At 42.3% G+C, this 20,359-nt stretch carries 21 protein-coding genes, 2 tRNA genes and 2 rRNA genes; 18 read left to right on the plus strand and 7 right to left on the minus strand.

Translation table 11 applies throughout. From position 1 onward, the window contains the following. From AACS00_RS02885 to nfsA, 6 genes are all read left to right on the plus strand, one after another. Positions 1-107: ribosomal RNA gene (locus AACS00_RS02885) — 23S ribosomal RNA — on the plus strand; the annotation flags it as partial. Between the two features lie 162 nt (positions 108-269). Then, positions 270-385, plus strand: a 5S ribosomal RNA gene (gene rrf / locus AACS00_RS02890). Positions 386-471: 86 nt separating this feature from the next. Further along, positions 472-548 (plus strand) — tRNA-Asp (locus AACS00_RS02895). A 49-nt stretch (positions 549-597) separates the two neighbouring features. Beyond that, positions 598-674 (plus strand) — tRNA-Trp (locus tag AACS00_RS02900). 462 nt (positions 675-1,136) lie between these two features. Then, the gene (locus tag AACS00_RS02905; protein WP_110166490.1) at positions 1,137-1,469 is read left to right on the plus strand and encodes a DUF1904 domain-containing protein; all 333 of its coding nucleotides are present in this window, start codon (positions 1,137-1,139) and stop codon (positions 1,467-1,469) included. Between the two features lie 9 nt (positions 1,470-1,478). Next, positions 1,479-2,201 (plus strand): oxygen-insensitive NADPH nitroreductase, encoded by a 723-nt coding sequence (gene nfsA / locus AACS00_RS02910; protein WP_110166491.1) that lies wholly within the window; start codon positions 1,479-1,481, stop codon positions 2,199-2,201. Positions 2,202-2,300: 99 nt separating this feature from the next. Here the strand turns inward: nfsA and AACS00_RS02915 are convergent, their stop codons facing one another. The 4 genes from AACS00_RS02915 to AACS00_RS02930 are packed head-to-tail and all read right to left on the minus strand — an operon-like array spanning position 2,301 to position 6,027. Continuing rightward, on the minus strand, positions 2,301-3,692 hold the full coding sequence (locus AACS00_RS02915; protein WP_072670031.1) for an AmpG family muropeptide MFS transporter: 1,392 nt from the start codon (positions 3,690-3,692) through the stop codon (positions 2,301-2,303). A gap of 51 nt (positions 3,693-3,743) precedes the next feature. Beyond that, on the minus strand, positions 3,744-4,292 hold the full coding sequence (locus AACS00_RS02920) for a peptidylprolyl isomerase (RefSeq protein ID WP_110166492.1): 549 nt from the start codon (positions 4,290-4,292) through the stop codon (positions 3,744-3,746). After that, the gene (locus AACS00_RS02925; protein ID WP_072670029.1) at positions 4,285-4,860 is read right to left on the minus strand and encodes a YajG family lipoprotein; all 576 of its coding nucleotides are present in this window, start codon (positions 4,858-4,860) and stop codon (positions 4,285-4,287) included. The genes AACS00_RS02920 and AACS00_RS02925 overlap by 8 nt, the downstream gene beginning before the upstream one ends. 33 nt (positions 4,861-4,893) lie before the next feature. Continuing rightward, the gene (locus AACS00_RS02930) at positions 4,894-6,027 is read right to left on the minus strand and encodes a methyltransferase (protein ID WP_110166771.1); all 1,134 of its coding nucleotides are present in this window, start codon (positions 6,025-6,027) and stop codon (positions 4,894-4,896) included. Between the two features lie 146 nt (positions 6,028-6,173). Here AACS00_RS02930 and bolA point away from each other — a divergent pair, with 146 nt between their 5' ends. The 12 genes from bolA to AACS00_RS02990 all read left to right on the plus strand — a co-directional run bounded on the left by bolA (position 6,174) and on the right by AACS00_RS02990 (position 17,818). Continuing rightward, positions 6,174-6,494 carry a transcriptional regulator BolA gene (gene bolA, locus AACS00_RS02935; protein ID WP_072670028.1) on the plus strand — a complete coding sequence of 107 codons (321 nt, stop codon included), beginning with the start codon at positions 6,174-6,176 and terminating at the stop codon, positions 6,492-6,494. Between the two features lie 450 nt (positions 6,495-6,944). Further along, entirely contained in the window at positions 6,945-8,285 is a 1,341-nt protein-coding gene (locus AACS00_RS02940; RefSeq protein ID WP_072670074.1) for a Na(+)-translocating NADH-quinone reductase subunit A, read from the plus strand. A gap of 5 nt (positions 8,286-8,290) precedes the next feature. Further along, on the plus strand, positions 8,291-9,541 hold the full coding sequence (locus tag AACS00_RS02945; protein ID WP_004394623.1) for an NADH:ubiquinone reductase (Na(+)-transporting) subunit B: 1,251 nt from the start codon (positions 8,291-8,293) through the stop codon (positions 9,539-9,541). Then, positions 9,531-10,304 carry a Na(+)-translocating NADH-quinone reductase subunit C gene (locus AACS00_RS02950; protein ID WP_072670027.1) on the plus strand — a complete coding sequence of 258 codons (774 nt, stop codon included), beginning with the start codon at positions 9,531-9,533 and terminating at the stop codon, positions 10,302-10,304. Before AACS00_RS02945 ends, AACS00_RS02950 begins: the two co-directional genes overlap by 11 nt. Beyond that, positions 10,304-10,936: an NADH:ubiquinone reductase (Na(+)-transporting) subunit D gene (locus AACS00_RS02955; RefSeq protein ID WP_072670026.1), complete on the plus strand. Its 633-nt coding sequence runs from the start codon at positions 10,304-10,306 to the stop codon at positions 10,934-10,936. The genes AACS00_RS02950 and AACS00_RS02955 overlap by 1 nt, the downstream gene beginning before the upstream one ends. Before the next feature lie 7 nt (positions 10,937-10,943). Further along, the gene (gene nqrE / locus AACS00_RS02960; protein ID WP_004394628.1) at positions 10,944-11,540 is read left to right on the plus strand and encodes an NADH:ubiquinone reductase (Na(+)-transporting) subunit E; all 597 of its coding nucleotides are present in this window, start codon (positions 10,944-10,946) and stop codon (positions 11,538-11,540) included. Between the two features lie 33 nt (positions 11,541-11,573). Then, on the plus strand, positions 11,574-12,800 hold the full coding sequence (gene nqrF, locus AACS00_RS02965; RefSeq protein WP_072670025.1) for an NADH:ubiquinone reductase (Na(+)-transporting) subunit F: 1,227 nt from the start codon (positions 11,574-11,576) through the stop codon (positions 12,798-12,800). 257 nt (positions 12,801-13,057) lie between these two features. Then, a complete protein-coding gene (locus tag AACS00_RS02970) occupies positions 13,058-14,068 on the plus strand; it encodes an FAD:protein FMN transferase (protein WP_072670024.1) in 1,011 nt (336 codons plus the stop codon). Between the two features lie 17 nt (positions 14,069-14,085). Next, entirely contained in the window at positions 14,086-14,319 is a 234-nt protein-coding gene (gene nqrM / locus AACS00_RS02975; RefSeq protein ID WP_072670023.1) for a (Na+)-NQR maturation NqrM, read from the plus strand. A 146-nt stretch (positions 14,320-14,465) separates the two neighbouring features. Then, positions 14,466-15,533, plus strand: coding sequence for a DNA polymerase IV (gene dinB, locus AACS00_RS02980; protein ID WP_072670022.1), 1,068 nt, complete (start codon positions 14,466-14,468; stop codon positions 15,531-15,533). 114 nt (positions 15,534-15,647) lie between these two features. After that, complete coding sequence (locus AACS00_RS02985) at positions 15,648-16,391, plus strand: DUF2884 family protein (RefSeq protein ID WP_181397446.1); 744 nt, start codon at positions 15,648-15,650, stop codon at positions 16,389-16,391. Between the two features lie 71 nt (positions 16,392-16,462). Then, on the plus strand, positions 16,463-17,818 hold the full coding sequence (locus AACS00_RS02990; RefSeq protein ID WP_072670020.1) for a sodium-dependent transporter: 1,356 nt from the start codon (positions 16,463-16,465) through the stop codon (positions 17,816-17,818). 68 nt (positions 17,819-17,886) lie between these two features. Here the strand turns inward: AACS00_RS02990 and AACS00_RS02995 are convergent, their stop codons facing one another. The 3 genes from AACS00_RS02995 to AACS00_RS03005 are packed head-to-tail and all read right to left on the minus strand — an operon-like array spanning position 17,887 to position 20,289. Continuing rightward, the gene (locus AACS00_RS02995) at positions 17,887-18,984 is read right to left on the minus strand and encodes a succinylglutamate desuccinylase/aspartoacylase family protein (RefSeq protein ID WP_110166494.1); all 1,098 of its coding nucleotides are present in this window, start codon (positions 18,982-18,984) and stop codon (positions 17,887-17,889) included. Next, positions 18,944-19,849, minus strand: coding sequence for a 30S ribosomal protein S6--L-glutamate ligase (rimK, locus tag AACS00_RS03000; protein WP_072670019.1), 906 nt, complete (start codon positions 19,847-19,849; stop codon positions 18,944-18,946). Before rimK ends, AACS00_RS02995 begins: the two co-directional genes overlap by 41 nt. Beyond that, positions 19,849-20,289, minus strand: coding sequence for an ATP-dependent zinc protease family protein (locus AACS00_RS03005; RefSeq protein ID WP_072670018.1), 441 nt, complete (start codon positions 20,287-20,289; stop codon positions 19,849-19,851). Before AACS00_RS03005 ends, rimK begins: the two co-directional genes overlap by 1 nt. Positions 20,290-20,359: the final 70 nt, after the last annotated feature.

Consider the following 20,359-nt stretch of genomic DNA (forward strand, 5'->3'; position numbering starts at 1 on the left):
TAAGTGTCCTAAAGGGTTGTTCGAGACTAGAACGTTGATAGGCAGGGTGTGTAAGCGCTGTGAGGCGTTGAGCTAACCTGTACTAATTGCCCGTGAGGCTTAACCATACAACACCGAAGGGGTTTTGTGGGCTCAATTGAGTGCATTGAATGTGTAGAGAACAAAGAACAGCTTTCTAGATTTAGGAATTGAATTTATCAACTACATCCCTGTAGTTGACCCTACGGGCGCACTAAAGTGCGTTAAATTTTGTTCCAGACAAAATTTTGCTTGGCGACCATAGCGTTTTGGACCCACCTGATTCCATGCCGAACTCAGAAGTGAAACGAAACAGCGTCGATGGTAGTGTGGGGTCTCCCCATGTGAGAGTAGAACATCGCCAGGCTTTAATACTGGTTTTTAGACTTAAGGTCTGAAGACAAAAGCTCAATAAAGCAGCCAATCAGACTTTATTGAGTAACAAGACAATGTGGAGCGGTAGTTCAGTTGGTTAGAATACCGGCCTGTCACGCCGGGGGTCGCGGGTTCGAGTCCCGTCCGCTCCGCCACTGATAAAGAGCTTTGCTAAACAGCAAGGCTTTAGTTGTAAGATAATTTAGGGGTGTAGCTCCAATTGGTAGAGCAGCGGATTCCAAATCCGCGTGTTGGGAGTTCGAATCTCTCCACCCCTGCCAGATTCAAAAGGTCTTAGTCGTTTGACTAAGACCTTTTTTGATCTAGGTATAATATTATCAACGAGGAAGCGGCAGAGCAGCGGATCCCGCTGATACCAAAAAGACGGCGTGTTGGGAGTTCGAATCTCTCCATCCCGCCATATTTTAAGAAGGCCTTAGTCGTTTGGCTAAGACCTTTTTTGATTTAAGAGCCCTACCGTTGTTAGCTTAGTTGGTCCCGAAGCTGACTATTCCACTACTCCCTGATGAACACTGGTGTTGAGTGTTATAAAAATAAAAAGCCTTAACTTACGTTAGGGCTTTTTATTTTTGGCTATTAGCTTTATTCGAACACAAAGATTCACACTTGAAAGTTGAAAGTAATTCAGATGCTTTCCTTTTATTCCACAACGGTAAATCAATGGTAATCTATCGAAGTTCAATTTATAAGCTGTTATGATGAATAATAAAAAGGAGTAAGTTATGCCACATATTCGATTTCGAGCATTAGAACCACAAACAGTGCAAGCTTTATCAGCGACATTAATCAACGAGTTACAACCTCTAATAAATGCCTCTCGTGAGGACTTTACCTTTGAATATATCTACAGTACCTTTTTCTTTGATGGTACTGTCAGTCAAGCTTATCCTTTCGTTGAAGTGCTCTGGTTTGATAGAGGACAAAATGTCCAAGACCAAGTTGCATCGGTAATTACCGATCAAGTACGTCAAGTTTTGAACAGTCAAGTTGACGTTGCAGTGATATTTACCGCATTAAAACCGAATCAATATTATGATAATGCTCAGCATTATTAAGAGACGCCCATGAATCAAGTTATTGATACCATCATCTCACACCGTTCTATCCGTGCTTTTAAAGATCAACCAATCAGTAAAATACAGTTGGATGCCATTATTGCATCAGGTATCGCTGCGTCTTCTTCTAGTTTATTACAAGCGGTTTCCGTTATACGTGTGACTGAGCAAGATAAGCGTATTCAACTCGCCGAACTTGCTGGTAACCAACCTTATGTCGCTAGCGCAGCCGAATTTTTAGTATTTTGTATTGATTATCAACGTCATTACACGCTTGATAATAACGTGCATCCTGAATTTATGGAACTGACCCTGATTGGTGCAATTGATGCCGGCATAATGGCGCAAAATTGTTTACTCGCAGCCGAGTCATTGCAATTAGGTGGCGTTTACATCGGAGGGTTAAGAAATGCACCTTACGAAGTTGATCTGTTATTAGAATTACCCCCTTATTGCGCAGTGCTCTTTGGATTATGTTTAGGTCATCCCGATCAACATCCACAATTAAAGCCAAGATTAAGTCCAGAAGTGATAGTACATGAAAATACTTATCAGCCTTTAGAGGTGGAACGTATTAAACAGTACGATGAAATTATGCTTGATTACTATCAAACTCGTTCAAGTAATACTAAGCAGCAAGGTTGGTCTGAGCAAACTTGTAATAAATTAGCTCAGGAATCGAGGCCTTATATGCAGGACTATCTTCATCATAAGGGATTGGCAAAAAAGTAAGTCGCGCAATGTTGATTATTGCAATGATATTATAAAAGTTATCGGCTATCGCTCCCTTTCGAAGTTTATATTCTAAGGGAGCTAGTTTTAGAACTTGAATTATTTCTCTGGGCTATCGAGTGAGTTAAGCTCAGATAATTGATGTTTTCTTGCGGTGTTAAGCATGTTATTGAAATAATGACGTAATGAATAAAGCATAAGTAAACTAGGTACGACCATAACTGCGGTTAGTGCAAAAAATAATGACCAATTATCAAGATAATCAGCAACTTGTCCGCTAAATGAGGCAAGCGTCGTTCGACCAAAGTTACCTAGCGATGCTAGTAAAGCATATTGGGTAGCGGAAAAAGCTTGTCCTGTCATTACCGTTAAGAAAGAGACGAAAGCGACTGTAGAAAAAGCAGTAGTAAAGTTATCAACAATAATTGTCGCGAGCAGAAGGTGCTCGTTCGGACCGACTTCTGCAATCCAAGAGAACATAAGATTACTTGCTGACATCGCTATTCCGCCGATCATTAATCCTTTAATAATCCCAAATCTGACGTTAAACATGCTACCGATAAATGTAAATAGCATAGTTAAACCCCAACCAATCAACTTGGAGTAGTATCCGATTTGTTCATTGGTAAATCCGACATCTTTATAAAAAGCAATCGACATTCGGCCTAGAAACGCTTCTCCAATTTTGAATAGGAAAACAAACAGCAATAGAGTTATCGCAACTCGAGTTCCATTTTGGCGAAAAAAATCAATGAAGGGTTCAAATAATGTCACGGTGAGCCATGTTGCAGCTTTCGATTGAATGACTTCACCATGCCGTAATTCAGCTTGTTGTTGCAAACGATCTCGGTGAGATGTCGGTTCGCCGACAAATAAAGTGAACAGCATCAACAATAATACGATAGCCGCCATTCCGTAATAGACTTGGTTCCAGCCTACGCTATCTGCATTAATAAAAGCAAAGTATCCTGGTAAGGAATATCCTGTCCACCATCCAATAACAGCCATTGCGGAGGCTTGGGGTAGCTTTGATTGTTCTGACTTGGGAAAGGTGTCAATGCGAAAAGCATCGATAGCAATATCCTGTGTTGCCGATGCAGTGGCGATTGCCAGAGCGAACATTGACGTTAAAATAAGATTGGTGGCCGGATTAACACCTGCGATCAGTAAGGTAAAAATAAAAACCAGAAGTTGGCAAAATAAGATCCAACTTCGTCTTTGCCCTAATTTTTTGTATAAGAAAGGAATTTTTACTCTGTCGACTAAAGGGGCCCAAAGGAAATTGATGGCGTAGACAGAAAATACGCTACCGAAGTATCCTATGGCAGCTAACGATAGACCTGCATCTTTAAGCCATCCAGACATGTTTGAGCCGATTAATACCCAAGGGAAACCGCTAGAGCAACCGAGTAGAAATACCCATAAAAGACGACGATCAAGATAACTTTTAATGGTTTGTGACCAAGTGAGATATTGAGTTCCGCTCGGCATGAGCTTTATCCTTACAGAGTTCATCCCCTAACTTGAGTTAGGGGGGAGAGATTAATCAATGATTGTTACATTGGTAATGATAATTGGGGTAACGGGGACATCACTCATATGGCCTACTGTGTGAGTCGGTTGTTTGGCCATCATTTGGACAGTTTCAAAACCACTGATCACTTTACCAAAAACGGCATAGCCTTCTTGATGTTGAGTAGGATTTAAGAATTGATTATCAGCAAGATTAATAAAAAACTGTCGTGTGGCAGAATTAGGATCAGCGGTTCTTGCCATCGCAATTGTCGCGGTGCTATTGCGTAACCCGTTACGAGCTTCATTGATGATCGGTGGGCTAGTTGTTAATGGCTTCAGTTGGGTATCAAAGCCTCCGCCTTGAGCCATAAACCCAGGGATAACACGATGGAATTGACTGCCGATATAGCTACCGTCTTCTACATAGTGTAAGAAATTTTCACTGGTAACAGGAGCTAACTGTGAATCAAGTTCTACGATGAAATCACCGATAGAGGTTTCAAATTTAACCTGTGGTTCTGCCCATACAGCAATACTGAACATCGTTAGGATGACGGCGGCTATTTTTTTAACCATTGAAACGATCCTTCATGTAGCTTTGTAACTCGCTATCGTTAGCAATTTCTTTTAGTACTAAATTAACGACATCATTTAATACTCTTTCAATGTCTTGATTTGACGCACTTAAAGCGGCGCTTCGTTTAGCTGTACCATTATAACTTTTTACTAGCTTACCTTTAGGCGTCTCGGCAGTTAACTCCAGAGTGACACTGGCGTTCATTTCATGTGAGGTGATGGAGTGCTTGACGGTGACTAAGGCCTCTTGAATTTCTAACGCCAGATTGTTTTCACTATTCACCGTTAAACGGAAGCCCTGCGAAGCAAACTGTTCAGCTAAAGCGTTTTCTAAGGTAATTCGTACATTTTGTTTAGTATGTACAGGTTCAATATGATTACGCCCGCTATCAACTAATGCTACATATTGAGCGGAGCGAACGTCTTTACTGACTAAAGTAAAGCTAATGTTGTTAACAATGTTGCTGCTACTCAATACGGGTTGAGGCATAAAATTAATTTGCTCTTGCTTTGGAGCGGCACAAGCGGTCAAAAGTGCAATTGAAGCAGCGATAACCAATTTCTTCATGATCAAATCCTTTGCTGTAGTGAACAATAATGCTTATGGCTTAATAGCCTGTAAGATAACAAATTTTGCGTTACTAGCGATAGTTTTCACCTGCGCACTACCAAATAATCGTTTTAACTTGATATCGTAACCGAGATGACGATTACCAATCACTAATAACTTTCCTTGCTTAGATAGAACGCGTTTAGCATCACAAAACATCTGCCATGCAATATGATCGGTGATCGTTTGTTGTTGATGGAAAGGTGGATTACAAACAATAAACTGTGTGCTGTGATCAGGAAAGCCATCTAAACAATTATTCGCTAAACATTCAAAACGATGTTGTGGTGATAAATTTTTCGCAAGATTCCGTTTTGCTGACTCTACCGCCATAAAGCTTTCATCAACAGCGATTATTTTGGCTTGCGGATTCAGTTGCCCAAGTTTCACCGATAAAACGCCATTGCCACATCCTAAATCAATAATACTCTCTAGGGTGTCATCTTGAGGTAAATAGTCCAAGAGTAAACGCGCACCTTGATCTAAACGTTCAGCAGAATAGACATTAGGCAGATTATTTAATTCAATGGTTTTATCATCAATGCTCCAGCAAATGTTGTCTTCAATCGAGGGAATGGGGTAAACATCGGGCTGAGAAAAGACGAGACGGTGTTTCTTCCACGCCAAAGAGGTGTGTGTTTGACCTAAATATTGTTCAAAAAGTTGTAATGTTGAAGTATGAATTTCTTTTGCTTTATTGACGGCAATCACAGGACAATGAGCGGGTAAGGCGGTCCTTAATTGGCTCAATTGCCAAATTAAATGACGGTTGTTGCGGGGAATTTGCATCAACACAAGGTCGATGTTATCTGGTATTGATACCATCGTATTATCGATATGAATAGCGGGGCAAGCATTGGCTTGCAAATTTGCTACTGTAGCTTGTTGGGCAATAAATGAATCACTCAGCATAGTGATTTGATGTTCGAAAGATAAATAGCAGCTTAGCGCACCGAAATGATCATTCAGAACCAGAATATGCCGATTGGGTTGTAGATTGAGCGTCTTAAGGTGAGAGAGTAAATATTCATCACCAGCATCCCAAGCTTGTAGCGTTTCATTGTTGCGAATGGGAAATCGATGAAGCGTTAAAGTTCGCTTATCCAAGGTTAATTCTGTTTTCATCTTATTCGTTAAATGTCGATTAAAGAAAGGCCACATCATTGTCTCAAATGCAGAGGGAACAAGAAACCAAAACCTTTTCCTTCTCATGAAGCAAGAGTAGAATCGCGGCATCGTATAAATGAACATTGTCTTGTTGAGGACTCGTCATGCTTCAAGAAACCATCGAAATGAAATTACAACAGGCTTTTCAACCCGAGCATTTACAAGTGTTCAATGAAAGCTATATGCACAATGTTCCTGCCGGTTCAGAGAGCCACTTTAAAGTCATTATTGTTAGCGATACTTTTATCGAACAGCGCTTAATTACTCGTCATCGACAAGTTAACCAAGTGTTAAAAGACGAGCTTGCCCACCGTATCCATGCTCTAGCGATCCATACTTACACTCCACAAGAATGGCAGCAATTGCAAGGAGAGGCACCTGATAGCCCTATGTGTATGGGCGGGTCTAAAAATGAGCTTAAATGAGCGAGTGATCGCGGTTGTGGCCCATTGCGTATTGTATGGTTAGGCTGATTATCGTAGTGCATTTTATCTATCATTAATCAAGTAATTCTGTTCATAAGATAACTGACTAATGTTAACTGTGCGATAGGTCATATTTATGATTATTTATCATTCCCTGCTAGCTATTTCTTGATAAATAAAGCGAATGAAGCGGGGATTGGTCATGGCATCCGGTTCCTAAAAGATGCTAAACTATTGCACCTGACAAATCTCATTACAGACTTGTAATTGGATTTTAAGAAGGATGTTGCGGTTTTGGCATTAACAACTGCCGAAAACGGACACTATCAATGTCGTGTCTAGAGAGCGTTAGATCGTGTTGACTGGCATGTAAGTCAATTAGCCTGTCTTGTTCTCGATTTTACGCAATGAAAGAATCTTTTTCCCAATAAAAAAGTAGTGCAAGTGCGTATGATTACAATAAAAAAGGGTTTGGACCTTCCCATTGCTGGAGCTCCTTCCCAGGTGATTCATGATGGCAAAGCCATCACTAAAGTCGCCTTGCTTGGCGAAGAGTACGTGGGTATGCGTCCAACGATGCATGTTCGCGTGGGTGATGAAGTAAAAAAAGCACAAGTTCTTTTTGAAGATAAGAAGAACCCTGGTGTGGTTTTTACTTCTCCTGTCTGTGGCAAAGTTATTGAAGTTAATCGTGGTGCTAAGCGAGTCCTTCAATCCGTAGTGATTGAAAAAATGGGCGATGAGCAAATCACCTTCAATAAGTTTGATGCTAATCAGTTAGCGAGTCTGGACCGTGCTGCGGTAACCTCTCAACTCGTTGATTCTGGTTTGTGGACAGCGCTACGAACTCGTCCGTTTAGCAAGGTTCCGGCCATTAATTCTCACACTAAAGCGATTTTTGTTACGGCTATGGATACTAACCCATTAGCCGCAGAGCCAAGTGTTATCATTAATGATCAGCCTGAGGCGTTCACTGCAGGTCTAGATGTGCTTTCAGTACTTACTGACGATAAAGTCTACGTTTGTAAGGCGAATGTTAGCCTGCCTCGTTCAGCTCAGCAGAATGTGCATGAGCATGTCTTTGATGGCCCACACCCAGCTGGCTTGGCCGGGACGCACATGCATTTCTTGTATCCTGTTAATGCGCAAAATGTGGCATGGAGCATCGATTATCAAGACGTGATTGCCATCGGTAAGCTGTTTTTAACCGGTGAGCTATACAATGAACGAGTGATTTCGTTGGCGGGCCCAGTGGTGAATAATCCTCGTTTGCTACGTACTGAGATTGGGGCCAGTTTGGATGAACTCACTCACAGTGAATTGATGCAAGGCGATGTTCGAGTCATTTCAGGCTCTGTGTTGTCTGGTACTAAGGCTTCTGGTCCTCATGCTTACCTTGGTCGTTATCATAAGCAAGTCTCTGTATTGCGTGAAGGTCGAGAAAAAGAATTGTTTGGTTGGGCGATGCCGGGTAAAAACCGCTTCTCTGTGACTCGAGCATTCTTAGGTCATTTCTTTAAAGGTCAGTTGTTTAATATGACTACCACCACCAATGGTAGTGATAGAGCAATGGTTCCTATTGGCAACTACGAAAAAGTAATGCCGCTTGATATGGAACCAACATTACTGCTGCGCGATTTATGTGCGGGTGATACCGATAACGCTCAGCGTTTAGGGGCTCTCGAGTTAGACGAAGAAGATCTCGCGTTGTGTACCTTTGTATGTCCAGGCAAATATGAATATGGCGCCTTGCTGCGCGATTGCCTCGACAAGATTGAGAAGGAAGGGTAATTTTCATGGGCCTTAAAAAGTTTCTTGAAGACATCGAGCCTCATTTTGAGCCTGGTGGAAAACATGAGAAGTGGTTTGCGTTATATGAAGCTGCTGCAACGCTGTTTTATACACCAGGCCTAGTGACGAAAAAAAGCTCACATGTGCGCGATAGCGTCGATTTAAAACGCATCATGATCATGGTTTGGTTTGCGGTATTCCCTGCTACTTTCTGGGGAATGTATAACGCTGGCGGCCAAGCCATTTCTGCCCTATTGCACATGTCTGCATCTGGTCAATTGGATCTAGCAGCCGCTATCGCGGGTAACTGGCACTACTGGTTGACCGAAATGCTGGGTGGTACCATTTCTGCTGAGGCAGGTTGGGGATCCAAAATGCTGCTCGGGGCAACTTACTTCCTACCTATTTATGCAACCGTCTTTATTGTTGGTGGTTTCTGGGAAGTATTGTTCTGTATGGTACGCAAGCATGAAGTGAACGAAGGTTTCTTTGTTACTTCAATTTTGTTTGCTCTGATTGTTCCACCAACGTTACCACTTTGGCAAGCAGCGCTAGGTATTACTTTTGGTGTTGTGGTTGCGAAAGAAATTTTCGGTGGTACAGGGCGCAACTTCCTAAACCCTGCGTTAGCCGGTCGTGCTTTCCTGTTTTTTGCTTATCCAGCACAAATATCAGGGGATACCGTGTGGACGGCTGCTGATGGTTACTCGGGTGCAACGGCATTGAGCCAGTGGGCACAAGGTGGTTCAGGCAGTCTTGTACATACGGTAACTGGTGAGACGATCACTTGGATGGATGCCTTTATTGGTAATATTCCAGGCTCGATTGGTGAAGTATCTACACTGGCACTGATATTAGGCGGTATATTTATCGTCTATATGGGCATCGCCTCATGGCGTATTATTGCTGGTGTAATGATCGGTATGGTGGCGTTGGCAACCTTATTTAATGTGATCGGTTCAGATACTAACCCTCTATTTAGTATGCCTTGGCATTGGCATTTAGTGTTGGGCGGATTTGCATTCGGTATGATTTTCATGGCGACTGATCCTGTTTCCGCCGCGTTTACCAATAACGGTAAGTGGGCTTATGGTATCTTAATTGGTGCTATGTGTGTCCTCATTCGTGTGGTTAACCCAGCGTATCCTGAAGGGATGATGTTGGCTATCCTGTTTGCAAACTTGTTTGCACCTCTGTTCGACAATTTGGTTGTAGAGAGAAATATCAAACGGAGAGAAGCCCGCTATGGCAAGTAATAACGATAGCATTAAAAAAACGCTGTTGGTTGTTATCGCATTGAGCCTAGTGTGCTCGATTGTGGTTTCTGCTTCAGCGATCATTTTAAAAGACCGCCAAACCAATAATGCTTTGCTTGATATGCAAAGTAATATTGTCTCGGTGGCGGGCTTAGAAGCTCGTAATCCGCAAGAAATTCAAACACAGTTCCGCTCAAATATCGTGCCTCGTTTGGTCGATTTTAGTACCGGTAATTTTGTTGAGGGAGATGCGGCAAACTTTGATCAACGAGCCGCGTCGCGCAATCCTAGTGAGTCTATTCGTCTACCAGCCGATCAAGACCCAGCTAAAATCCTGCGTCGCTCTAATCTTGGTGTTGTCTATTTAGTCAAAGGCGATGAAGGGTACTCCAAAGTTATTTTACCGATGCACGGTAATGGCTTATGGTCGATGATGTACGCTTTTGTTGCTGTAGAAATGGATGGTAATACTGTTGCGGGCATTACTTACTACGAGCAAGGTGAAACTCCGGGGCTTGGTGGTGAAGTAGAAAACCCAAGATGGCGTCAACAATTTGTAGGCAAGCAATTGTTTGATGAAAATAATCGTCCAGCGCTTCGCGTCTATAAAGGTGGAGCCCCTGAAGGGTCCATTCACGGTGTTGATGGACTATCTGGAGCAACATTGACGGCTAATGGTGTACAACATACGTTTGACTTCTGGTTGGGTGATATGGGCTTTGGTCCATTCCTTGCAAAAGTTCGTGACGGAGGCCTGAACTAATGGCTAACGCAAAAGAAATGAAAAAAAGCTTGTTAGCGCCAGTGTTGGATAACAACCCCATTGCACTACAAGTGCTTGGTGTATGTTCTGCATTAGCGGTAACGACTAAGCTCGAAACTGCTTTTGTTATGACACTTGCAGTTATCTTTGTAACTGCATTTTCTAACTTATTTGTTTCTATTATTCGTAACCACATTCCTAATAGTGTGCGGATTATCGTGCAAATGGCGATTATCGCTTCGTTGGTTATCGTGGTTGACCAGTTCCTAAAAGCTTTCTTATACGATATTTCTAAACAGTTATCCGTATTTGTTGGCTTGATCATTACTAACTGTATCGTTATGGGACGCGCAGAAGCGTTTGCGATGAAATCAGCGCCTTTACCCTCATTGATTGACGGTATCGGTAATGGATTGGGTTACGGTTTTGTCCTGATCACGGTTGCTTTTTTCCGCGAACTGCTTGGCTCTGGTCAACTGTTTGGTTTAGAAGTCTTGCCTCTGGTGAGTAACGGCGGATGGTATCAGCCAAACGGTATGATGCTGCTCGCTCCATCGGCCTTCTTCTTGATCGGTTTCTTGATTTGGGCTATCCGTACGCTGAAACCAGCACAAGTCGAAGCGAAGGAGTAAAACTGCAATGGAACATTATATTAGTTTGCTTGTTCGTTCGATCTTTATCGAGAACTTAGCGCTATCGTTTTTCTTAGGGATGTGTACTTTCTTGGCGGTATCGAAGAAAGTAAAAACCTCTTTTGGCTTAGGCGTCGCGGTGATTGTGGTACTAACCATTGCCGTGCCGGTGAACAATTTACTCTATAACTTGGTGTTGAAAGACAGTGCGTTAGTCGACGGAGTTGACCTGAGCTTTTTGAACTTCATCACCTTTATTGGAGTAATTGCTGCCTTAGTTCAGATTTTAGAGATGGTGTTGGACCGATTCTTCCCACCGCTATATAACGCGCTAGGTATTTTCTTACCCTTGATTACGGTGAACTGTGCCATCTTTGGTGGTGTGTCTTTCATGGTGCAGCGCGATTACAACTTCACAGAGTCGATTGTTTATGGCTTTGGTTCTGGTGTCGGTTGGATGTTAGCGATTGTTGCACTTGCGGGTATTCGCGAGAAAATGAAATATTCAGACGTTCCTCCAGGATTACGTGGTTTAGGTATCACGTTTATTACGGTAGGTTTAATGGCGTTAGGCTTTATGTCTTTCTCTGGTGTTCAACTGTAAGTCGGGTAGGCCGCAACAATAAAGGAATAGTCAATGCTAAGTATTATCCTTGGTGTCGTGATGTTTACCATTATCGTTCTAGCGTTGGTATTAGTGATTTTATTCGCTAAGTCCAAGCTAGTACCTTCAGGTGACATTACCATCTCAATCAATGGTGAGCCAGACAAGGCCATCTTAACTCAGCCTGGTGGCAAGTTACTCAGCGCCTTAGCGGGCTCAGGAATTTTTGTTTCTTCAGCTTGTGGTGGCGGTGGTTCTTGTGGACAGTGCCGAGTGAAAATTAAATCGGGTGGTGGTGATATTCTGCCTACCGAGCTCGATCATATCAGTAAAGGTGAAGCGCGAGAGGGCGAGCGTCTTGCTTGTCAGGTTGCAGTGAAGACTGATATGGATATTGAGCTACCAGAAGAAATTTTTGGAGTTAAACGTTGGGAATGTGAAGTTATCTCTAATGATAACAAAGCAACCTTCATTAAAGAGCTCAAGCTACAGATCCCAGATGGTGAATCAGTACCGTTTAGAGCGGGTGGCTATATTCAGATTGAAGCACCGGCACATCATATTAAATACTCTGATTTTGATGTTCCAGAAGAGTATCGTGGTGACTGGGACAAGTTTAACTTGTTCCGCTATGAGTCGAAGGTCGATGAGGATATTATTCGCGCTTACTCAATGGCTAACTACCCTGAAGAGTTTGGGATTATTATGCTCAACGTGCGTATTGCAACGCCGCCGCCAAATAATCCTGATGTGCCACCTGGTCAAATGTCATCGTATATTTGGTCACTGAAAGCTGGTGATAAATGTACTATTTCTGGTCCATTTGGCGAGTTCTTCGCTAAAGATACTGACGCGGAAATGGTGTTTATTGGTGGTGGTGCTGGTATGGCTCCAATGCGGTCGCACATCTTTGATCAGCTTAAGCGTTTGAAGTCAAAACGTAAGATGTCTTTTTGGTACGGAGCGCGTTCTAAGCGTGAAATGTTCTATGTTGAAGATTTTGATGGTCTAGCAGCAGAGAACCCTAATTTCGTTTGGCACTGTGCACTGTCGGATCCAATGCCGGAAGACAATTGGGATGGCTATACTGGCTTTATTCATAATGTACTTTATGAGAACTATCTGCGTGATCACGAAGCGCCAGAAGATTGTGAATACTATATGTGTGGTCCACCGATGATGAATGCTGCGGTTATTGGCATGTTGAAAGATCTCGGTGTAGAAGATGAAAACATTCTACTGGATGATTTTGGCGGTTAATCGCTAATTATCGTAACCCAATGGCTGGCTCTGATGAGTCAGCCATTATTTTTCTACGGGACGATAAAGTGAGAAAATAGGTCTGTTGGTTTCTATATACCCAAACAATTTTAGGTGGTACGTCGATAACTCGTAGGTGATTTCAATACGTTAAGATAACGAATCGGAATCAAAGACGGTTACGCATATTACTGTTACTAAAAGTATGAGGGGATAAAACACACCTATGGGTTCATGATCTAATGAGGTATTAATAAGTGAAAAAATGGCTTGTTGCATTCGCATCGCTAATTTTTATGGCTGGATGTGAAAAATCGGTTGAGTTGGTTCATTTAAGCGGGCCAACAATGGGGACAACCTACAATATAAAGTACACTCAACAGGCAGGTATTCCTGACTCCTCTCATTTACAAACAGAGATTGATCGTTTGTTAGAGCAAGTTAATGATCAGATGTCAACGTACCGTGTTGATTCTGAACTCAGCCGCTTTAACCAATATCAAGGCAGTGATCCTTTTCAGGTTTCAGAGCAAACAGCAACAGTAGTGAAAGAGGCGATTCGTTTAAACTCACTCACTTTAGGTGCACTGGATGTAACGGTGGGGCCTTTGGTGAATTTATGGGGCTTTGGTCCTGAAGCTCGTCGAGATACTGTACCAACTGAGCAAGAATTAGCTGAGCGAAAAGCAAAAACGGGTATTGAATATTTATCTGTTTCTGGTGATTTTTTAAGTAAAACTCTCCCTAACTTATACGTTGATTTGTCAACTATTGCTAAGGGGTGGGGGGTTGACGTTGTGGCCGATTTTATCGAATCACAAGGGATTGAGAATTACATGGTTGAAGTGGGCGGAGAAATGCGCCTTAAAGGACGTAATGCTCAAGGTATTCCTTGGCGAATCGCGATTGAAAAACCGTCTGTACAAGAGCGCTCAGTTCAAGAGATAATTGAACCTGGTGATATGGCTATTGCCACTTCTGGTGATTATCGGAACTATTTTGAACGCGATGGTATGCGTTATTCGCACATTATAAACCCAAAAACTGGCTATCCTATTGACAATAAAGTCGTTTCAGTAACCGTGCTGGATAAATCGAGTATGACGGCTGATGGTCTTTCAACTGGACTTATGGTGTTAGGTGAAGAAAAGGCGATGGCAGTAGCTGAGTTAAATCAAATCCCCGTATTTATGATTATTAAAACAGATGATGGATTTAGAGAGGTGGCTTCTAGTGCATTTCAGCCTTATCTTAATCGATCAAAATAAAGAGTGAGTCAGTAACGATGAGTACTTTTTTTATAACATTTGCTGTCTTCATGGCAGTTATCGCTGCAATGGCAGTAGGCTATATTTTTCAAAAGAAAGTCGTGAAAGGCAGTTGCGGTGGTCTTGGTGCGGTCGGCATTGAAAAAGTCTGCAATTGCCCTGAACCTTGTGATGCTCGTAAAAAGCGAGAAGCTCGTGCGGCTGCTCGCGCTGAACGATTGGCTTCATGGGAAAAAGATCGGATTGCTTAGTCTTTTTTATACATCATGAATGAATCATTAACGATTTTTACATTCGAATAACTTACACCTCGCCGCTAGTGCGAGGTGTTTTTTATGTTCATTTCATAACGAAATCTCTATACTGTTTATATATACAGTTTTGTTCGTGATGCGTGATGAGTAAATCGATTCGTAAAATTATTCATATTGATATGGACTGTTTTTTCGCCGCAGTAGAAATGCGTGATAATCCTACCTATCGAGATCGACCATTAGCGGTAGGAGGGAATGAGAAGCAGCGAGGTGTGATCAGTACGTGTAATTATGAAGCGCGACGTTTTGGTATTCATTCTGCGATGCCAACGGCTCAAGCGCTTAAACTCTGTCCTCATTTGTTAGTGGTACCGGGCAGAATGCCAGTCTATAAAACCATCTCGCAACATATCCAACAGATTTTTCAGCGTTATACCTCGATAATTGAGCCTTTATCCTTAGATGAGGCGTTTTTAGATGTCAGTGATGCTCAGACCTATTATGGTAGTGCAACCTTAATAGCCGAAGCGATTCGACGTGATATTTGGAATGAGCTGCAATTAACGGCCTCTGCCGGTGTTGCACCTCTTAAGTTTCTTGCCAAAATTGCGTCAGACATCAATAAGCCAAATGGGCTGTGTGTGATAACACCTGAGCAAGTTCAAGACATTATCGATTCCCTACCTTTAGGTAAGATTCCTGGTGTTGGTAAAGTCAGTTTAGAGAAGCTGAATCAAGCTGGTTTTTATCTATGTGAAGACATCAAAAATAGTGATTATCGACAACTGTTGATTAAATTTGGTCGCTTGGGAGCCTCACTGTGGAAAAAAAGTCATGGTATTGATGAAAGGTCAGTGATTGTAGAACGCGAAAGAAAGTCGGTCGGGGTTGAGCGTACCTTGAGTGAAAATATTCAAACTTATGAACAATGTTGGCAACTTATTGAGCAGACTCTATTTCCTGAGCTTGAACGACGGCTGCACCGCTCTTGTCCACAACGAGGAATCATCAAACAGGGGATTAAGGTTAAGTTTGCTGATTTTCAACTCACGACGATTGAACATGGACAAACTCAGCTTGAGTGTAACGATTTTAAGTCGTTATTAGCCGATGTGCTCCAGCGTCAAAAAGGTCGAGATATACGTTTACTGGGATTAAATGTCACCTTAAAACCACCAGAGCCTTTCGTTCAATTAAGCTTTTTTAATTAATCGATATTGACGTTATATTGTTATTTTAATCTTGCAAGATTGGATTATGACAATCCACTAACCGGAATGAAACTTCGTTAGGATAAGATGCTCACGACTAAGGTTGGGGAAAATATGAAAAAATTATTGTTATTGTGTGGGCTTACGGTTAGCCCCTCTTTGTGGGCAATCACCTGTCCTGTTGAATTGCACAATGAGCTGCGTATTACGACACAGCAGATAGAAATTCATCATGCTGATCAGCATGCAGTGATCAATCAGCAGAATGAATTGTTCATTTTGGGGCAGCCAATAAGACTAAATAATCGACAACAAACAGTGTTAAGAGATTATCGACAACAAATTGATTCGCTTCTGGATGATGCTCAACAAGTAACCAGAAAAAACTTACAGCGTAGTGATGATATATTACAAGATGTCGCCGCTCGTTTAGATGCTCCGAGAGCTTTTGATAGTGTACAAAATAAGATAGAAGCTTTATTTAAAGAGATGGAGGCTCGCTATCATCATCAAGAACAATGGGTATTTCCGGCACAAAACTTTTTAGCTACCCAGAAAGAGTGGCAACAAGAACTTGAACGAGCTCAGCAAATCATTAGCCAGCAATTTTTATCGGATGCTTTTATGGTGATTGCGCAAAAAATGCAGCGCCAAGGAGGGATGAATCTGGCTGAACTCACTCGGCAAATGGATGATCTTAAAATCCATATCACGCAACGTTTAAATGATTACTCACAACAATTGACCAGTGAAGTAACTGCGCTGTGCAGCTCGCTAACGCAATTGCAGCAACAAGAGCAAGTATTACATCAATCTATCCCTAGATTAAAAAACTTCTCATTACTGAATGAATTATAAGATAACGATTGTCGATGGATTGATTTTCGATTATTGTACTAGCTTACTAGTTTGATGATGTGTGAGTGGTTATGACACAAAGTAGTTCGCGGGAAACCTTTGGTTCTCGACTTGGTTTTGTTTTAGCGGCTGCAGGAGCAGCGGTGGGGCTTGGGAATATTTGGGGATTTCCGACTCAAGCGGCCAGCAATGGTGGTGGCGCTTTCCTTTTTGTTTATTTGGTACTTATTTTTGTTGTCGCTTTTCCTATGTTAGTGGTTGAAATGGCAATTGGTCGATCAGGTCAAGCTAACCCTGTCGATAGTATGCGCTCACTAACTAATCATCCTTTAGCTAAAAAGGTTGGTGCTTTCGTTGGTTGGGTAGGATTAAGTGTACCCAGCGCGGTATTAGCGTTTTATAGTATTGTCGGTGGTTGGATTATCTGTTTTTTATTCGCTGCGATTACCGATCTGTTGGGATTGACCAATATTAGCTCGTGGCTTAAAGGTTTTTCCGTCGAACGTAATCTGCTAGGTACATTAATTTTTTACTTATTAACCATTTTGATTGTTCGTAGCGGAGTTAAACAAGGTATTGAGAAGTGGTCAACACGTTTGATGCCAGCGTTATTTATTTTATTTGCCGTGCTGTTTGTTTATATCATGATGCAACAGGGGGCAATGGATGGTTTAAAACACTACTTAGTACCTGATTTTGAAAAGGTGTGGGATAGAAAACTCATTTTAGCGGCGATGGGACAAGGCTTTTTCTCTTTAACGATCGGCGGTTGTTCTATGTTGATTTATGGCTCTTACTTAAGCAAAAAAGAGAATTTGCCAAAGATGGCGATGAGCGTCACTTTGGTTGATACCAGTGTCGCGTTTATTGCTGGTTTAGTGGTGATGCCTGCCATGTTTGTGGCGATGCATAATGGTGTGCAAATTTATGCTCAAGATGGCTCGTTACTGAGCTCGGATACTTTAGTGTTTACTGTTTTACCGTTAATGTTTGATAGCCTTGGCCTGCTTGGACAGCTCTTTGCGGTAGTGTTTTTCTCATTATTAACGATCGCCGCATTGACCTCGTCGATTTCGATGCTGGAATGCCCCGTCGCTTTGGTGAGTGAGCGTTTTAATACGCCACGAGGGAAGACCAGTTGGGTATTGGGTGGTTTAATTGCCTTATTTAGTGTTGTGATTGTGTATAACTTTTCCAGTCTATTTGGCTTAGTTGCTATGGCGGCAACTCAATATCTACAACCGACAGCAGCATTGATGTTCTGCTTATTTGGTGGCTGGGTATGGAGTCGTCATGCTAAGTTCAAAGAATTGCAACAAGGCTATCCTGAGTTCGCGGGTAGTTGGTTTGCGAAAATCTGGCCGTGGTATGTTAAGTTTGTCTGTCCTATTTTGGTCACAACTGTGATTTGGGCTTCTTTTGCTTAGTCGATAATCAATCGCATTATATACAACATAGTGCCCTTGTTGATAAACCCACAAGGGCACTATTTCGTTCAAACGGGGGAAGGAGGCATGATTTGTCCCGTCGTTAATGGCTCTAAATCGCTATCAGCGACTTCCTCAATAAAATCACCGACAACCTGCTCAACCATCTCGTCACTTTGGCTAAAGTAGGCCAAATGGAAGACTGCATCGCCTTCATTGACTAAGGGTAATGTTTGTTGGCCAATCACGATTCCGCCTTTATTGGCTCTTATTTCAACTTCTACATTGCCTAAAGGTGAATTGATATAAGCCAATACTTGGCCTTTTTCGACTTTATCACCAAGAGAAACTAGGGTTCGTAAAATGCCATCGGCTTCAGCTCGTTGCCAGCTTGTTGATTTGGCGATCACGGAAACAGGACGTTTTTTACGACTAGGGCGCAGCATTCCGATTTCTTGCATGACGCGTTTTACACCGACAATCCCTGCGTGGATAGCGATAGGATCAAAGCGTAATGCTTCACCTGCTTCATAGGTCAATACGGTAATACCGGCTTTTTCGGCTTCGCTGCGTAACGAGCCATTGCGCAGTGGCGAATCTAAAATGACTGGGGTAGCAAATGCTTCTGCAATGCGTAAGGTTTGACTATTACTCAAGTCAGCTCGAATTTGCGGTAAATTAGTTCGATGTATTGCACCTGTATGTAAGTCGATGATGTAATCACAATTAAGGGCAACTTGAGAGAAGAAGTTATGCGCCATTCGAGAGGCGAGTGAGCCTTTTTCGCTACCAGGGAAACAACGATTAAGATCTCGTCGATCAGGAAGGTAACGAGATTTATGGATAAAGCCAAACACATTCACGATTGGGACGGTGATTAATGTTCCTTTTAATTTCTTCGGATCAAGCGAGTTAATCAGCTGTCGAACGATCTCGACCCCATTGAGTTCATCACCATGGATCGCGGCATTAACCATTAATACTGGACCTTTCGAGATGCCATGGATGATTTCTATAGGAATAGATAGAGGAGAGTGGGTATAAAGTTTTGCTGCTTCGAGCTCAATGACTCGCTTACTTGCAGGGGGAATTGACTCCCCCAGAAAGTGATAATCTGTATTTCGATTAGCCTTTACCACGTGTTTTTGTCCTTCTACTAGCCGCATTTTTCTCGATGAACTCGATAATCAAGCTGGCAATGTCTTTCCCTGTCGCGGCTTCAATGCCTTCTAAGCCTGGTGATGAGTTAACTTCCATCACCAGTGGGCCTCGTTCTGAGCGAAGTAAATCTACTCCCGCAACATTCAGTCCCATAATTTTAGCAGCATCAATCGCTGTTTTACGTTCTAGAGGTGTAATTTTTACTAATGATGCCGTTCCTCCACGATGTAAATTAGAACGAAATTCGCCTTCAGCACCCTGACGCTTCATAGCGGCAATCACTTTATCACCGATAACAAAGCAACGAATATCAGCGCCACCCGCTTCTTTAATGTACTCCTGCACCATAATGTTAGCTTTCAGGCCCATAAAGGCTTCAATGACACTTTCAGCCGCTTTTCGTGTTTCCGCTAACACTACACCGATGCCTTGAGTACCTTCAAGCAATTTAATGACTACAGGAGCTCCTCCGACCATATCTAACAAGTCTTTGACATCATCAGGTTTGCTGGCAAAGCCAGTGATCGGCATACCAATACCTTTACGAGAAAGTAGCTGCATCGAACGTAACTTGTCACGTGAGCGGCTGATGGCAACAGATTCATTGACTGGATAAACGCCCATCATTTCAAACTGACGTAATACCGCCGTGCCGTAGAAAGTAACGGAGGCTCCGATCCTTGGGATGACGGCATCAAACCCGCCGAGTTCTTCGCCTTTGAAATGAATCTCGGGTTGATCCGAATTGATATTCATATAACAGCGTAAGGCATCAATCACTTTTACCTCATGACCGCGCTGTTTACATGCTTCAATCAAGCGCTTCGTCGAGTACAAAGAAGCGTTACGCGATAGAATACCAATTTTCATTATTTGTTTTCCTCGAAAGGGATTAAAAAAGATTGTGTAGGATCGACAATCAGTTTGTGATGCATAGCGGTTCTGCCGAGTAACATGCGAAACGCCATATTTTCACGATTGGTTAGTGTTATTTCGATCGGCCAGCGATGAGCTCCGAGACAAAGATCAGATTTGATCACATAGCGAGATTCTTCATGCCCACCGGAATCGCGCACGATGCGTTCATCAATCACTTCGGCTTCACAAATGGTGACTTTATCAACATTATGCTGCAATGGATGAATCCAAAATCTTACCCAGAGTGCGTCATCTTTGCTAAAGGTTTCTACTTTAAAAGCATGCAGACAAGAGGTTCTTGCGCCAGTATCGATTTTGGCTTTTATTTTTTCAATGCCTAAATCAGGAAGGCTAAGAGTTTCTCTCCACCCAACAATCATTTTTTGTGTCATGGTCATTTTATTTGTGTTTTTGAATATGGTTGTGTATTTGAGCACGGTTGATGCTGCTCAGGAATGGCCC

Origin of the sequence: Vibrio sp. 11986-1-5, assembly GCF_963878025.1 — a bacterium.
GTDB lineage: Bacteria > Pseudomonadota > Gammaproteobacteria > Enterobacterales > Vibrionaceae > Vibrio > Vibrio injensis.

Coding starts and splice junctions, on each gene's coding strand:
- AACS00_RS02905 (WP_110166490.1), top strand. CDS start 1,137: ATGCCACATATTCGATTTCGAGCATTAGAACCACAAACAGTGCAAGCT.
- nfsA (WP_110166491.1), top strand. CDS start 1,479: ATGAATCAAGTTATTGATACCATCATCTCACACCGTTCTATCCGTGCT.
- AACS00_RS02915 (WP_072670031.1), bottom strand. CDS start 3,692: ATGCCGAGCGGAACTCAATATCTCACTTGGTCACAAACCATTAAAAGT.
- AACS00_RS02920 (WP_110166492.1), bottom strand. CDS start 4,292: ATGGTTAAAAAAATAGCCGCCGTCATCCTAACGATGTTCAGTATTGCT.
- AACS00_RS02925 (WP_072670029.1), bottom strand. CDS start 4,860: ATGAAGAAATTGGTTATCGCTGCTTCAATTGCACTTTTGACCGCTTGT.
- AACS00_RS02930 (WP_110166771.1), bottom strand. CDS start 6,027: ATGAAAACAGAATTAACCTTGGATAAGCGAACTTTAACGCTTCATCGA.
- bolA (WP_072670028.1), top strand. CDS start 6,174: ATGCTTCAAGAAACCATCGAAATGAAATTACAACAGGCTTTTCAACCC.
- AACS00_RS02940 (WP_072670074.1), top strand. CDS start 6,945: ATGATTACAATAAAAAAGGGTTTGGACCTTCCCATTGCTGGAGCTCCT.
- AACS00_RS02945 (WP_004394623.1), top strand. CDS start 8,291: ATGGGCCTTAAAAAGTTTCTTGAAGACATCGAGCCTCATTTTGAGCCT.
- AACS00_RS02950 (WP_072670027.1), top strand. CDS start 9,531: ATGGCAAGTAATAACGATAGCATTAAAAAAACGCTGTTGGTTGTTATC.
- AACS00_RS02955 (WP_072670026.1), top strand. CDS start 10,304: ATGGCTAACGCAAAAGAAATGAAAAAAAGCTTGTTAGCGCCAGTGTTG.
- nqrE (WP_004394628.1), top strand. CDS start 10,944: ATGGAACATTATATTAGTTTGCTTGTTCGTTCGATCTTTATCGAGAAC.
- nqrF (WP_072670025.1), top strand. CDS start 11,574: ATGCTAAGTATTATCCTTGGTGTCGTGATGTTTACCATTATCGTTCTA.
- nqrM (WP_072670023.1), top strand. CDS start 14,086: ATGAGTACTTTTTTTATAACATTTGCTGTCTTCATGGCAGTTATCGCT.
- dinB (WP_072670022.1), top strand. CDS start 14,466: ATGAGTAAATCGATTCGTAAAATTATTCATATTGATATGGACTGTTTT.
- AACS00_RS02985 (WP_181397446.1), top strand. CDS start 15,648: ATGAAAAAATTATTGTTATTGTGTGGGCTTACGGTTAGCCCCTCTTTG.
- AACS00_RS02990 (WP_072670020.1), top strand. CDS start 16,463: ATGACACAAAGTAGTTCGCGGGAAACCTTTGGTTCTCGACTTGGTTTT.
- AACS00_RS02995 (WP_110166494.1), bottom strand. CDS start 18,984: ATGCGGCTAGTAGAAGGACAAAAACACGTGGTAAAGGCTAATCGAAAT.
- rimK (WP_072670019.1), bottom strand. CDS start 19,849: ATGAAAATTGGTATTCTATCGCGTAACGCTTCTTTGTACTCGACGAAG.
- AACS00_RS03005 (WP_072670018.1), bottom strand. CDS start 20,289: ATGACACAAAAAATGATTGTTGGGTGGAGAGAAACTCTTAGCCTTCCT.